The 14,322-nt window shown below is 65.5% G+C and carries 13 protein-coding genes; 4 read left to right on the top strand and 9 right to left on the bottom strand.

The window, feature by feature from the left end; genetic code table 11:
* Positions 1 to 71: 71 nt before the first annotated feature.
* The 9 genes from WHT83_RS05275 to WHT83_RS05235 form a co-directional block, all read right to left on the bottom strand.
* Positions 72 to 1,118 carry an Ldh family oxidoreductase gene (locus WHT83_RS05275; protein ID WP_406873177.1) on the bottom strand — a complete coding sequence of 349 codons (1,047 nt, stop codon included), beginning with the start codon at positions 1,116 to 1,118 and terminating at the stop codon, positions 72 to 74.
* A gap of 2 nt (positions 1,119 to 1,120) precedes the next feature.
* Complete coding sequence (locus tag WHT83_RS05270) at positions 1,121 to 2,083, bottom strand: hydroxyacid dehydrogenase (RefSeq protein ID WP_406873176.1); 963 nt, start codon at positions 2,081 to 2,083, stop codon at positions 1,121 to 1,123.
* 51 nt (positions 2,084 to 2,134) lie between these two features.
* On the bottom strand, positions 2,135 to 2,923 hold the full coding sequence (locus tag WHT83_RS05265; RefSeq protein ID WP_406873175.1) for a FadR/GntR family transcriptional regulator: 789 nt from the start codon (positions 2,921 to 2,923) through the stop codon (positions 2,135 to 2,137).
* Complete coding sequence (locus WHT83_RS05260; protein ID WP_406873174.1) at positions 2,920 to 3,996, bottom strand: four-carbon acid sugar kinase family protein; 1,077 nt, start codon at positions 3,994 to 3,996, stop codon at positions 2,920 to 2,922. The genes WHT83_RS05265 and WHT83_RS05260 overlap by 4 nt, the downstream gene beginning before the upstream one ends.
* Entirely contained in the window at positions 3,993 to 4,985 is a 993-nt protein-coding gene (locus tag WHT83_RS05255; RefSeq protein ID WP_108605887.1) for an ABC transporter ATP-binding protein, read from the bottom strand. The genes WHT83_RS05260 and WHT83_RS05255 overlap by 4 nt, the downstream gene beginning before the upstream one ends.
* Positions 4,985 to 5,995: an ABC transporter ATP-binding protein gene (locus WHT83_RS05250; protein WP_406873173.1), complete on the bottom strand. Its 1,011-nt coding sequence runs from the start codon at positions 5,993 to 5,995 to the stop codon at positions 4,985 to 4,987. The genes WHT83_RS05255 and WHT83_RS05250 overlap by 1 nt, the downstream gene beginning before the upstream one ends.
* Entirely contained in the window at positions 5,992 to 6,951 is a 960-nt protein-coding gene (locus WHT83_RS05245) for an ABC transporter permease (RefSeq protein ID WP_406873931.1), read from the bottom strand. The genes WHT83_RS05250 and WHT83_RS05245 overlap by 4 nt, the downstream gene beginning before the upstream one ends.
* Before the next feature lie 7 nt (positions 6,952 to 6,958).
* Complete coding sequence (locus WHT83_RS05240; protein WP_108605889.1) at positions 6,959 to 7,915, bottom strand: ABC transporter permease; 957 nt, start codon at positions 7,913 to 7,915, stop codon at positions 6,959 to 6,961.
* Positions 7,916 to 7,997: 82 nt separating this feature from the next.
* Complete coding sequence (locus WHT83_RS05235; RefSeq protein ID WP_406873172.1) at positions 7,998 to 9,650, bottom strand: ABC transporter substrate-binding protein; 1,653 nt, start codon at positions 9,648 to 9,650, stop codon at positions 7,998 to 8,000.
* Between the two features lie 385 nt (positions 9,651 to 10,035).
* Between WHT83_RS05235 and pdxA the strand changes: the two genes are divergently transcribed.
* From pdxA to WHT83_RS05215, 4 genes are read left to right on the top strand one after another with little or no spacing between them, the layout of a single operon-like run.
* On the top strand, positions 10,036 to 11,025 hold the full coding sequence (gene pdxA / locus WHT83_RS05230; RefSeq protein ID WP_406873171.1) for a 4-hydroxythreonine-4-phosphate dehydrogenase PdxA: 990 nt from the start codon (positions 10,036 to 10,038) through the stop codon (positions 11,023 to 11,025).
* The gene (locus WHT83_RS05225; protein WP_406873170.1) at positions 11,022 to 11,927 is read left to right on the top strand and encodes a dihydrodipicolinate synthase family protein; all 906 of its coding nucleotides are present in this window, start codon (positions 11,022 to 11,024) and stop codon (positions 11,925 to 11,927) included. The genes pdxA and WHT83_RS05225 overlap by 4 nt, the downstream gene beginning before the upstream one ends.
* Positions 11,928 to 11,979: 52 nt before the next feature.
* The gene (locus WHT83_RS05220) at positions 11,980 to 13,143 is read left to right on the top strand and encodes an exo-alpha-sialidase (RefSeq protein ID WP_404801299.1); all 1,164 of its coding nucleotides are present in this window, start codon (positions 11,980 to 11,982) and stop codon (positions 13,141 to 13,143) included.
* A gap of 40 nt (positions 13,144 to 13,183) precedes the next feature.
* The gene (locus tag WHT83_RS05215) at positions 13,184 to 14,314 is read left to right on the top strand and encodes an iron-containing alcohol dehydrogenase (protein WP_318762951.1); all 1,131 of its coding nucleotides are present in this window, start codon (positions 13,184 to 13,186) and stop codon (positions 14,312 to 14,314) included.
* Positions 14,315 to 14,322: the final 8 nt, after the last annotated feature.

Here is a 14,322-nt window from a genome sequence, read left to right as displayed (position 1 = left end):
AAAATTTTAGCGTCCGAAGACTCAATTGATCAACGAACGGTTGCGGCGCCGGGCACCCGGCAGCGCCCGAACTAGATGAAATCGACGCCGAGCCGGGCAGCCTCGGCACGCAGTTTGTCGAATACGCCTTGATGAAGTGCGACACCCTGAACCAGTGCCTGGCGCTTGCGGCTGACGGCACTTTCGCCCGGCAAACGAACGCGCCCGACGCCTGGTCGGGGCGGGTTGTCGCGGCAGGCATCGGCCAGCCATCCGGTCTGATGCACGAAGGCCGCCTCGCCGGCAAAGGCGCTGGGGTCGATGACCTGCAGGAACACCGAGGCATTGGTGCCTTCCGGCTTGTCGGCGCGGCCGAAGCCGGCGAGCCCCTGGGTGAGGGCTTCGACCAGGATCGCCAGCGCGTAGCCCTTCTGGCCGTGGTCGAGGCCGCCGGCGGGCAGGATGGTGCCGCCGTCGTTCAACACATTAGGATCGTCGGTCGGATTGCCGTCGCGGTCGAGCAGCCACTGGTGATCGAATTTCCTGCCCTCGGCGATCAGTCGCGAGCTCATGTTGTTGGTGGTGATGGAGGCGCTGACGTCGATCAGGATCGGGTCGCCGTCGGTGGGGATGCCGGCGGCGATGGGATTGGGCGTGAAAACGCCGCGCGTGCCGCCGAAGGGGGCAACCGAGGCGCCCGAAGGGCTGGAACTGGCCAGCAGCACCATGTAGCCGCGATCGGTGGCGCGGGTGAGGTAGGCGGCGAGGCAGCCGATGTGATGGCTGTTGCCGATGGTGATCGTGACGGTGCCATAGGTGGCGGCGCGCTCAACGGCGAGGTCCATGGCGGTAGAGGTGAGCCAGGCGCCGGGCAGGCGCAGTCCATCCCAGGCAACGCAGGCGCCGCGATCGGAAATGATCTTCGGCTGGCCGGCCTTGGTCATGACGCCGTTGCGGATGCTTTCGAGATACCATGGGGCCAGCGCCAGCCCGTGGGTGGTGTGGCCCATCAGGTCGGCCTCGACGAGGATTTCGGCGACCGCATGGGCCTTGTCCGGCTCGAGGCCCGCTGCCTTGAAGAGGGCAAAGGCGAGATCGGTCAGCGTGTCGACGTCGTGGCGCGTGTCATCGGAGGCCATGGTCAAACCCTTGCATAAAGGTTGTGGGCGAGCGGCTCACCACGGAGGAAGGCAAGCACGTTGCCGGCGGTCATGATCGAGACGGCCCGGCGCGCATCTTCGGTGACGCCGGCGACATGCGGCGTCAGCACGACGTTGGGCAGCTGCCACAGCGGGCTTGCGACCGGCGGTTCCTCGGCGAAGCTGTCGAGCCCGGCGCCGGCGATGTGGTTAACCTGAAGGGCCGCGATCAGGGCTGGTTCGTCGACCACCTCGCCGCGCGCAGTGTTGACGAGGAAGGCGGTCGGCTTCATCAGCCCGATCTCACGTGCGCCAATCAGCCCGCGCGTGCCCTCGGTCAGCGGACAGTGCAGGCTGACGACGTCGCTTTCAGCAAGCAACATGTCGAGCGATCCGACGCGGGTGACAGCGCCGCCAAAGGCCTCATCCGGCGCGAACGGATCGTAGGCCGAAACCTGCATGCCGATCGGAGCGGCCATGCGGGCAAGAATCTGGCCGATCAGGCCAAAGCCGACGAGACCGAGCTTCTGGCCGCGCAGCTCGCGCCCGGCATAGCGCTTCTTGTCCCACAGGCCGTGGCGGATATGGCCGTCCTGGCGCAGGAAATCCTTGGCCAGCGCCAGGATCAGCCCGAGCGCGTGCTCGGCCACAGAATGGGCATTGGCGCCGGTCGCCATGATGACCGGGATGCCCAGCGCCTTGGCCGCCGCGACATCGATGTCGTTGGTGCCGACGCCATGCTTGGCGACGATTTTCAGATTGCGCGATGCGGCGAGCATGTCGGCATCGACCATCTCGACCAGCCGTATCACCAGCGCAGCAGGCTGGTGCCGTTCGATCAGCTCCAGCACCTCGGATTTCCGGGGGTAAGCCTCCGTCCAGATGCATTCGACCCCGGCATTTTCGAACATGGCAAGGCCCTCGGCAGCCATCCGGCCGCCGACCGTAACGATCGTCGTTGTCATCGTTCTTTCCTGTCGTGCCGCAAGCGCGGCTGGAGTTCAGCCGACCCGAGGTCAGCGCGAGAGGTCAAGCACCTTGTTTTCGAACAGGCGGTTGCGCGAGCCTTCGAGATGCTCGCGCATGCGGTCGCGCGCCAGCTCCGCCTCGCCTGCGGCGATGGCATCGCAGATTCCGCGATGTTCGTCATAGACCTGTTCGAGCTTGGTCAGCGGGCCCATCAGCGACAGGCCGTGCAGGTTCATGCCGACGGCGATGTGCTGGCGCAGGGCGTCGAGACAGGCGGTGTAGTAGTGGTTGTTGGCGGCCTCGGCCACCGAACGGTGGAACAGGAAGTCGACGTCGGAGCGGTGGGTCTGGTCTCGCGTCGCGTCGCGGAGCTCGGAAAGTGCTGCGCGCATCTTCTGCATCGCGGCGTCGTCGTGGCGGAGTGCGGCGAAATAGGCAGCCTCGGGCTCGATGGTCAGGCGGAACTCGTAGCAGCGCTGGATGTCGGCGATGGTCTTGACCGGGGAGAAGCCGAGGTTGGTCTTCTGGGTGTCGAAGACGCGCACATAGGTGCCCGAGCCCTGGCGGGAATAGACGAGGCCGACGTCGCGCAGGCGGCCGAGCGCATCGCGCACCACCGGCCGGGAAACGCCCAACAGCGTTGCGAGGTCGTGCTCGCCCGGCAATTTGGAGCCCGACGGGAATTCGCCCGAGACGATGCGCTCCTGCAACTGATCGAACACCTTGTCGACCAGCTTGGGCGCCTTGGAGGCGACCTTGGCGCTGCCGTTGCCCGGCTTTTCCCCTGCCTCGGTCGCGTCAGGCTCTGTTCCGTCCTGCTGCAATTCGGTCGTCATGTGTGTTCCGCCTGTTCCCGGCTCGGCGGTCGCAAGAGATCGGAGAGAACCGCGACCGTCCCGAATCCACCGGATTTTACGACACAGCGCAGCCCCTCGCCATGGCGTGTCGCGATGGTGAACCAGGGCAGGCCCGGCGCCACCTCGCCTTGCGGAAATAGCACGTCGGCGCCAAGCGCGCCAAGTATGGCCAGCGCCGTATCGCCGCCGCCCATAACCAGCGTCGAGGGGCGAAGGCGCTCGACGGCGTTGGCGACCTGCTCGGCGAAACGGGCGGCGATGCGGGCCGGCTCCTCGACCATCTCGCCGATGCAGCGAACGACAACAGGCAAGGTCGTGTCATCGGGAAGCGCGAAGAGGCCATTGAGGGCGTCCGCGACGCCGGCATCGGGGTTGTCCTGAAGCAGTCGGGCCATTTGCTGGTCGGTGATGGGATCGCGCGAGCCGAAGGCAAACAGCACGTTCCGATCGCTTGTCGGTGCGACGGCGGGCCTGAAACTGGCGTGGAGACCGCGGGCGAAGGCGAGGCCCAGCCCCCTCGCCCCAACGGCAACGGCGTCGCTCCAATCCGTATCAGCGACGACCAGGTCGAGGTCGGCGTCGGTGGCCGCATTGCGGACGGTAACGCGCCTTTGGGAGCCGGCGAATGCCGCCAGCACCGGCAAGGGTGCATCGACGCCACGACCAACGACTGCGCCATCGCGCGTCGCGCGGCCCTGGTCTGGTACGGCAGGTGCCACCACCAGCGCGTTGCGACCCGATGCTTCGGCCAGCGCGTCGGCTTCGGCGCCGACATTGCCCTTCAGGCGCGAGTCGATCTTCTTCATCACGATAGCAGGGGCATGCGGCATCAACCGCTTGGCCACGTCGCGCACCCGGGTGGAGGCGACATCGGCCGGCAGCGCCCGTGAGGCGGTGCTGACGGCAAAGATGTCAGGCTCGCTGGCGAGCGCCTTGACAGTCGCTTCAGGGGTCATCGCCACCGCCACCTTGAGACCCGACGCGACGAAGGGCGCCGACGTGTCGAGCGCTCCGGTCAGGTCGTCGGCGACGATGGCGAGCATCAGCGTCATCCCGCCGTTTCCATCCCGACTGCATGGCAGGCGACGTGGTGGCCGGGAACGACCTCGCGCCACTCGGGAACCACCGCGCGGCACTTGTCCATGGCGATCGGGCAGCGCGTGTGGAAGCGGCAGCCGGCCGGCGGCGCCAGCGGGCTCGGCACGTCGCCGACGAGGATCTGCCGCTGACGCGTCTTTTCGAGTTCTGGGTCGGCCTCCGGCACTGCCGAAAGCAGCGCCCTGGTGTATGGGTGGAGCGGGTTGGAAAAGAGCTGTTCGCGCGTCGCGAGTTCCGCAAGACGGCCGAGATACATGACCCCGACGCGGTCGCTGATATGGCGCACGACAGCAAGGTCGTGGGCGATGAACAGATAGGTCAGCCCGTATTTTTCCTGCAGGTCGAGCAAAAGGTTGATGATCTGCGCCTGGACCGAAACGTCGAGGGCCGAAATCGCCTCGTCACAGACGATGAATTTCGGCTGGCAGGCGAGCGCACGTGCAATAGCCACGCGCTGGCGCTGGCCGCCGGACAGCTCATGCGGATAGCGTGAGGCAAAGCGCGCGGGCAGGCCGACATCGGCCAACAGACGCGTCACCTTTTCCGGCAATTCGGCCTTGGTGGCGAGCTTGTGGAACAGGATCGGCTCACCGACGACTTCGCCGATTGTCATGCGCGGGTTGAGTGTCGAATAGGGGTCCTGGAAGACGATCTGCAGTTCGCGGCGATAGGGCCGCATGCGCTTCTCGTCGAGCGAGACGATGTTCTCGCCCTGGAAAATGACCTTGCCCGAGGTCGCCTTTTGCAAGTTGAGCAAGGTGAAGCCCGTCGTCGACTTGCCGCAGCCGGATTCGCCGACCAAGGAAAGCGTTTCGCCGGCGAAGATGTCGAAGTTGACGTCGTCGACCGCGTGCACGGTGGCGCCGCGCTCGCCGAAGGCGCCCAGGCGGACGACGAAATGCTTGACGAGGTTCTCGACCTTGATCAGCGGTTCGGCAGCCATCACGCGGCCTCCTTCATCTGGCGCTGGGCGACAAAGCAGGCGACGCGGTGGCCGCTGGTGCCTGCGACCGACTCAAGCACCGGCACGCTCTCATGACAGACGCTTTCTGCCAGAGCGCATCGCGGCGCGAATGGGCAGCCCTTGGGACGACGGCCCGGCTCGGGCGGCGTGCCGCCGATCGACGACAGGCGGCTCGCCTGCTCGTCGGAGAGTTTCGGGATCGAGGCGAGCAAGCCGCGTGTATAGGGATGGGTCGGGCGCGCGAAGAGTTCGCCGACCGGTGCGTCCTCGACCACGGTTCCGGCGTAGAGCACCGCGACACGGTCGACGAGGCCGGCGATCAGCGCGAGGTCGTGGGTGATCCACACCACCGACATGTTGAGCTTCTTGCGCAGGTCCTTAACCAGGTCGACGATCTGTGCCTGGATGGTGACGTCGAGCGCGGTCGTCGGCTCGTCGGCGATCAAAAGTTCCGGATCGCAGGCAAGGCCCATGGCGATCATCACGCGCTGGCGCATACCGCCGGACAGTTCGTGCGGATAGGCGGTGATGCGCTGCTCGGGGCCCGGGATGCCGACCAGTCTCAGCAGTTCGATGGCGCGCTTGCGGGCGTCGGCCTTGCTCATGTTGCGATGATAGATGAGCGGCTCGCAGAGCTGGTCGCCGATGCGCATCACCGGGTTGAGCGAGGTCATCGGATCCTGGAAGACAAAGCCGATCTTGCCACCGCGCACCTGGCGCAGCTCCGACTTCGACATCTTGAGGAGATCGCGCCCGGCGAACTCGGCGGTGCCGCCCTTGACCTTGATCTTGTTGGGTAGCAGCCGCACCAGGGAGAGCATGGTCAGGCTCTTGCCGCAGCCGGACTCGCCAACGACGCCGACGGTCTCGCCCTTGCCGACAGTCAAATTGATGCCATCGACGATGATGGCCGGGCCACGGCGGGTTTCGATCTCGATGGTGAGGCCGCGCACGTCGAGCAGCGGCTTGTTGTCTGCGCGAGCGGTCATTTGCTGCCCCTCGGGTTGAGAGCGTCGTTGAGGCCGTCGCCGAGGAAGGAGAAGGCGACGGTGGCGAGGCCGAGCACGGCTGCTGGTGCGGCGAGCAGATGCGGATAGTGCTGCCAGACGCGCAGGCCATCGGAGATCATGTTACCCCAGCTGGGTGTGGGCGGATTGACGCCGACGCCGAGGAAGGAGAATGCGCTTTCCAGCACCATCGCCGTTCCGAGGCCGGCGCTGACCGAGACGATCAGCGGGCCGATGGCGTTCGGAACGATGTAGCGCATAAGGATCAGGCGGTTGGTCAGGCCGAGCGCTCGTGCCGCCGTGACATAGGGCCGGCCGCGGATCGACAGCACCTGGGCCCGCACCAGGCGAGCATAGGGCGGCCAGCTGATCAGCGCCATCGAGCCGAAGACCAGCAGGAAGTCGACCCAGATGGTTTCGCGGTAGAACGGGTTGAGCGTCGCCTGGTAGCGCGCTTCCATCCAGGCGGTGAGCGGCGTCTTGAGCGAGGCATTGATGACGACGACCAGCAACAGGTTGGGCACCGACATGGTCATGTCCGTGAACCACATCACGATGCGGTCGAAGAGGCCGCCGAAGTAGCCGGCCATGGCGCCGAGGGTGACGCCGATGACGACGGCGATCGTCGTCACGACGATCGCCACCACGAAGGCAGTGCGGGTGCCGTAGACGACGCGGGAGAAGACATCGCGGCCGAGATCGTCGGTGCCGAACAGATGTGCCAGCGACGGCGCCTGATTACGGGCGGCGAGGTCCTGGGTGAGGAAGTCGTAGGGCGTCAGCCAGGGACCGAAGACGGCGACGAAGGCGAGCAGGATGACGACGGCGAGGCCGGCGACCGCCAGCTTATTGCGCAGCAGGCGGTGCCAGGCATCGCGCCACAGGCTGACGGGGGGCTCGTCGTCGGCCACGGTGGAGGAGAGATTGACGGGGGTCATCGTCATGTCAGCGGCTCCTCATCGTGTCGTTGGCGCGCGGATCGAGCAGCGGGTAAAGCACGTCCACCAGAAGGTTCGACAGCATCACCAGGAAAGAGCCAATCAGCGTGATGGCCAGGATGACGGGATAGTCGGAATTGGTCAGCGCCGAGACGGTGAGCCGGCCGAGGCCGGGAAGACCGAACACCAGCTCGACGAAGATGGCGCCGTTGACGATGGTGATCATGATCAGGCCGAGCTGGGTGACGACCGGCGTCAACACGGGCCTGAGAATGTGGCGGAAGGCCACCACCATCTCGGGCACGCCCTTGGCGCGGGCAGTGCGGACGAAATCCTCAGACAGCACCTCGATGACGGCGGCGCGAGTCTGGCGCACAATCAGCGCGATCGGCTGGAACGAGAGAACGAGCAGCGGCAGGATGATGCGTGCGTCGAAGATGCCGCCCCAGCCGTAAGGAACGCTGCCGCCGGGCAGGATGAAGATCAGCAGCACCATCAGCAACGGGCCGGCGACATAGGCCGGGATGGCCCAGAGGAACAGCGCCGAGCCGAGGATCGCGTAGTCGATCTTGGTGTTCTGGTTCATCGCCGCGATCATGCCGAGCGGGACGGCAACGATGGCCGTCAGCACGACGGCGCAGAGGCCGAGCTTGAACGAGACCGGAGCTGCCGCCGAAACCATCGCCCACACCGAACGGCCCGAGGTCAGCGAATTGCCGAAATTACCCTGGATCAGGTTGAGGATATAGCTGCCGAACTGGACGAGAAACGGCCGGTTGAGGCCGGCGGCATCGCGGATCGCCTCGATCTTCTCGGGATTGTAGGCGACGTCGCCGGGGGCGCGCAGGAAAATCAGCTTGATCGGGTCGCCGGCGCCAAAATAGGCCATGGCATAGACGGCCAGCATGACCAGCAGAACGGACGGGATCCACAGCAGCAGCCGTGTTGCAATATAACGCAGCATGGCGGGCGGCCTCCCACCGCTCGGTAAGTTCCAAAGAGGAGCATAACACGGGGGCCGAGCCCCCGTGCGCTTCACCGGGGCATCAGCCGACGGTGATTTCCCAAGGGGCGACAACCTGCCAGTCGAGGTTCTTGTCGATACCCTTCACATTGGCATTGGCCCAGCGCGACATCGCCTGTGCGTACCAGGGGATGAAGGTCCAGTCCTCGCGGAAGGCCTTCTGGGCTTCCTGGGCAAGGGCGATGCGCTGCGGGTCGTCCGCCGCCTTGCTGGCGGCTTCGGCCAGCAACTGGTCGACCTTGTCGTTCTTGTAGCCGCCGAGCTTGTTCTGGGCGTTGGACGAGGTCGAGGCGATCGAGCCGGCGAGATAGCTCGCGGCATCGGGCACGCGGGTGCCGACGTCGTCGCGGAAGATCTGCACCGCGTTCTGGTCCGGACCGGCATAGGCGTCCTGCTGCGGCTTCATGTCGACGGCGGTGATGCCGAGATTCTGGCGCCACTGTTCGGCGATGAACTGGGCCGCCGCCTCGTTGGCCGGCGAAGAGATGCCGACGAACAGGATCTTGGGCAGGCGCTCGGGGCCACCATAGGTCGACTCGGCGAGCAGCTTCTTGGCGCCCTCCGGATCGTAGGGATAAGGCTCGAAGCCGGAATTGTCGGCGCCGGGCACCGAGTTGAGGATCTGGTCGGTCTTCTTGTGCGGGCCGTCGGGGAACGAGGCCTTCATCAGTCCATCGCGGTCGACCGCCATGATCAAGGCCTGGCGGACCTTGGGATCGTCCATCGGCGCGCGCTTGGAATTGAACCAGAAGTGCTGGCCGGTCGGGATGATCGGGCCGGCGGCGAAGTCGGCGCCGAGGTCCTGGACGATGGTCGAGGTGACGAGCTCGGTGTGGGCGTTGAATTCGCCCGACTTGAGCAGCGAAGTCGCCGTCACATTGTCCTCGATCGAGGTGATCTCGATGCGGGCGAGCTTGGGTTTCGGGCCGAAGAAATTCTCGTTGGGTTCGAACACCAGCTTGCCGCCGTCGATGTCGATGCTGGTCAGCTTAAACGGGCCGGAATAGACCGCACCTGCATCCGGCGTGAACCAGTCCTGGATCTCGTTGCCGTCTTCGCCGCGCGACTGCGAGGCCTTGGTGATCGGCACGATATGGTTGGCGACGCGCATGAAATAGATCGGGTCGGCTTCGGTCAGCGTCACGACGACGGTGCCCTCATCAGGCGTGGCGACGCCCGAGATTTCGGTGGCGGTGCCGCCGGTCACTTCGGCGAAGCCGGCGACCTTGGCCAGGACCTGGTCAGCGCGCTGGCTCTTGGTGCCGGGCATCGCAGCCACGTTCCACGAACCGGCGACGTCGCCCGAGGTGATCTTGCTGCCGTCGGAGAAGGTCGCCTTGGGATCGAGCTTGAAGGTCCAGGTCTTGGAGTCGGCCGAGCCTTCCCAACTCGCGAAGACGTAAGGGTGGATCTTGCCTTCGCTGTCGAAATACATCGGCGAGGCCCACCAGGCCGAGTTCCAGCGATAAGGCACGCCGCCGCCGCGCAGCGGCGACCAGTCCTGGTTGAAGGCAGGGTTGGCGACCTTCAGCACCTGACCTTCCTGCGCAAAGACGATCTTGGAATCAAGCCCGAGCAAGGTGAAGCCGACAGCACCGCCCAGGCCGAGCCTGAGCGCATCGCGGCGGGTCATCCCGGCGCGTGGCCGTGCAGTCTCGGAAATCCGTTTCGACATGACATTCCTCCCGTGAAATCCATGAACGGCGATGCTCTGGTCGGATGCAATGGCAGCAGACACGGAAGCGGCAACCGTGGCCGAACAAATGCCGCCATATTGTAAACATGTCAATTCATTTTTTTAGATAGCGTGGCACGAAAATTAGAACTTGGTGAAATGTCCAATAAAATCTCTTTAGAAATCAATGTTGTAAAGCACCATCAGATTCAAGCTGCGATCTGACATCGGAAAAAGCAACTTGACAACTTGTCTGCTTGCGATCAGTTTCCGACCATAAAGCCAAGTGCAGTTTGCGCCACCGAGGGGCATGCGCTCGGGAGGATTCCAGCAAGCGGGGTGCCGTACGACCGGTACTGCCTGCGGACAAGACGGACAGGGAGCGATGGCGAGTTCTAGCCGCACGATTGGCATCACCATGGGAGACCCCGCCGGGGTCGGCCCCGAGATCATCTGCAAGTCGCTGGCCGAGATGAGTGCCGCCGACCGCGCCACCATGCGCGTCTTCGGCAATCGCGACAGCCTGGAGGCGGCGGCAAGGATCGTCGGCGCGCCGCTGAAATTCGCCTTGGTCTCCGGTGGAGCCGACACGGTGGCCGTCGAGCATGTCGCCATCGAGGGCGGCCCAATCGCCTTCGGCAAGATCGACACCCGTGCCGGCGACGCCTCGTTCCGCTTCATCGCCCGCGCGGTGGAAGCGGCGACCGCAGGCGAGATCGGCTGCATCGTCACCGCGCCGATCAACAAGGAAGCGCTGAACCTTGCCGGCCACCATTATGACGGCCACACCGGCATGCTGGCGCATCTCACCAATTCGCGCTCGTCCTGGATGCTGCTCGCCGCCGAACGCATGTCGGTGATCCACGTCTCGACGCATGTGTCGCTGCAAGAGGCGATCGCCCGGGTGAAGCCGGAGCGCATCCTCGAGACCATTCGTACCGGGTATCGCCATCTGCGCCGCATCGGCATTGAAAACCCGCGCATCGCGGTCGCCGGCCTCAACCCGCATTGTGGCGAGAACGGCCTGTTCGGCACCGAGGACGACGAGTTCATCGCTCCCGCAGTGGCCGCGGCCAAGGCCGAGGGCATCGACGCCCATGGTCCGGTTCCGCCCGACACGGTCTTCCACCGCGCTTATTCGGGCGCCTTCGACCTGGTGGTCGCGCAGTATCACGACCAGGGTCACATCCCGATGAAGCTGGTCGCCTTCGACAGCGGCGTCAACATCTCGCTCGGCCTGCCCATCGACCGCACCTCGGTCGACCACGGCACCGCCTTCGACATTGCCGGGAGCGGCAAGGCCAATCACGTCAACATGAACGCGGCGATCGCCTATGCGCGCAAGCTCGCCGGAACGCCTCGGGTGACCGCATGACCAATTTTGCCATCTCTGGCGTCTTCTCCGCCGCCGCCACGCCGATCAATGCCGACCTTTCGCCCGACCACGGCCTGCTCGCCACACACTGCCAAAGGCTGCTCGACGAGGGCTGCCATGGCGTAGCCCTGCTCGGCACGACTGGAGAGGCAAACTCGTTCTCGCTCGGCGAACGCAAGACAATGCTGGAAAGCGTCGTCAAGGCAGGCGTTGCCGCCGACAGACTGATGCCGGGCACCGGCGTCGCAGCCATTCCCGAGACCATCGAGCTGACCCGCCATGCGCTGTCGATCGGTATAGACAAGGTCGTGATGCTGCCGCCCTTCTACTACAAGGGCGTGTCCGACGACGGGCTGTTCGACGCCTATGCCCGCATCCTCGAAGGCGTCGCCGACGACCGGCTCAAGGTGGTGCTCTACCATATCCCGCAGGTGTCGGGCATTCCGCTGTCGGTGGAACTCGTCGGGCGGCTGATCGCGGCCTTCCCGAAGACTGTCGTCGGCATCAAGGAATCCAAGGGCGATTTCGCCAACATGCAGGCGCTGGTGAAGGCCTATCCCGGCTTCGCGGTGTTCCCGGGCGCCGATCCGCTGATGCTGCCGCTGCTGCGTGAAGGCGGCGCCGGCTGCATCACCGCCACCTCAAACCTGATCGCGGATTCGCTGCGCACCGTGTTCGACAACCACGCCAACCCGGCCGAAGAGGCCAAGGTCGAGGCGGCGCAGGCGCGCATCAATGCCTGGCGCAACCTCTCCAACAGCTACGCCCAGATCCCGACCATCAAGGCGATGGTCGGCCTGAAGCACGGCGAGAAGGCATGGCAGCGGCTGCGGCCGCCGCTGGTCGGGCTGAGCGACGGCGAGATGGCAGAGCTGAAGCCGCAGCTCGAACAGCTGCCGTAAGGAGGTTTCGATGACCACCACCGCGGCCCAGGCACAATCATCCGCTGCAGGCATGACCCACGCGGATGTTGCCGCGCAAATGGACGGCAAGTTGCACCAGGTGTCTGCGGGACGCACCGACGCCTTCCTGCCGTCGCCAACGGTGCAGAACCACGCCGCGAACCTCAGCCTGCTGCCCGACGGCACGCTCGCCTGCGTCTGGTTCGGCGGCACGATGGAAGGCATGGGCGACATCTCGGTCTACCTGTCGCGTCTGGCACCCGGTTCCGACACTTGGTCGGCACCGGAAAAGATGTCGGACGATGCGCAGAAATCAGAACAGAACCCACTGCTGTTCAACGCGCCCGACGGCAAGGTGTGCCTGCTCTACACCTCGCAGACCTCGGGCCACCAGGACGGTGCGGTGGTCAAGCGGCGCATCTCCAATGACGGCGGCAAGAGCTTCGGCGAGGTGTCGGTGCTCTGCGACATCCCCGGCACCTTCGTGCGCCAACCGATCATCGTCAATGATCGCGGCGAGTGGCTGCTGCCGGTGTTCCGCTGCATCGGCCGACCGGGGACGCGCTGGAGCGGCGATGTCGACACCGCTGCCGTGCTCATCTCCACCGATGCCGGCACAAGCTGGACCATGCATGACGTGCCCGACAGCATCGGCGCCGTGCACATGAACATCGTGCCGCTCGGCGGTGACGAGATGGTAGCGCTTTACCGCAACCGCTTCTCCGAGCAGGTGCTGCGCAGCCGCTCGCATGACGGCGGCCGCCGTTGGAGCGCCCCTGAAACGACCGAGCTGCCCAACAATAATTCGTCGGTCCAGGCCGTGCGAACAGGCGATGGCCGCATTGCCATCGTGTACAACCACGCCAATGCGTCGATGTCGGATGACCGGCGCCTTTCGCTCTATGACGAGATCGAGGGCGACGAGCCGGTCGCGACCGAGCCTGCTGCCGAGCCGGAGGGCCGCAAGGCCGTCTGGGGCGTGCCGCGCGCGCCGCTCAGCCTCGCCTTCTCGTCCGATGGCGGCGCAACCTTCGGCGAGCGGATCGACCTCGAGACCGGCGATGGCTTCTGCCTGACCAACAATTCCAAGGACGGGCTGAACCGCGAGTTCTCCTACCCGTCGATCCTCGCGACCCCGGACGGGACGATCCACGTCGCCTTCACCTATTTCCGCCGCGCCATCAAATACGTCCGCCTCTCCCCGGCCGACAGCTGATGCGTGATCGCGGCGACCAAATCCAGCAGGAGCATAGACGATGACCGGTCTCAGCACGCCCATCTCGATCGTTCGGCCTCCGGTCATCGAATTCGGTCCCGGCGTGGTTTCGCGGCTTGCCGGCTGGGTGAAGGCGCGCAACGTCAAGAAGGCACTCGTCGTTGCCGACGCCTTCAACGCCACGCGCGTGGCGACACTCGATCTCGGCATCGAAACCGTCGTCTTCGGCGAAGTGCGCCCCGAGCCTGACCTGCCCAATCTCGAAAAAGTGCTGGAACTTGCCGCGCTGTCGCAAGCCGACCTGATCGTCGGTTTCGGCGGTGGCAGCGCGATGGATCTCGCCAAGCTCGTCTCGGTGATGGCCGGTAGCGGGCAGCGGCTGCAGGACATCGTCGGCGTCGGCAAGGCGGCCAAGCGCCGGGTCGCGCTCGCTCAGGTGCCGACGACGTCGGGCACCGGCAGCGAGGCCGGCATTCGCGCCCTCGTCACCGATCCCGTAACGCAGGCCAAGCTCGCCGTCGAAAGCATCGAAATGCTGGCCGACATCGCCGTCGTCGACCCGGCGCTGACGATGACCGTGCCACCGGCCGTCACCGCCGCCACCGGCGTCGATGCCATGGCCCATTGCGTCGAGGCCTACACCAACAAGAAGGCGCATCCGATGATCGACCTCTACGCGCTGGAAGGCGTGAAGCTGGTCGGCCGCTATCTCGCCCGCGCGGTGAAGGACGGCAGCGACGTCGAGGCCCGCGCCGGGCTGGCGCTCGCCTCGCTCTATGGCGGCTTCTGCCTCGGCCCGGTCAACACCGCCGGCGGCCATGCGCTCGCCTATCCGCTGGGCACGCGCTGGCACATCGCCCATGGTGCGGCCAACGCGCTGATCTTCCCGCATGTGCTCGCCTTCAACCTACCGGCGGCCTCGGAAAAGACGAGCCATATCCTGTCGGCCCTCGGGCTGCCGGAGGCCCATGCCGTGCAGGACGTGTTCGGGTCGACGCATGACTATTGCGCCTCGCTCGGCATCGAGATGAGGCTGTCCCAGCTCGGCGTGCCGGAGAACGACCTGGAGACGATGGCAGACGACGCCTTCGCCATCCGCCGTCTGCTCGACAACAACCCGCGCGAACTGGCGCGAGGCGACATCCTGTCGATCTACCGGACGGCCTACTGAGGCCGCGG

The organism is Aminobacter sp. P9b (assembly GCF_045345995.1).
Taxonomy (GTDB): Bacteria; Pseudomonadota; Alphaproteobacteria; order Rhizobiales; family Rhizobiaceae; genus Aminobacter; species Aminobacter niigataensis.
Note: the sequence above shows the minus strand (reverse complement) of the source record. Positions and strands in the feature narration are given on the sequence as shown.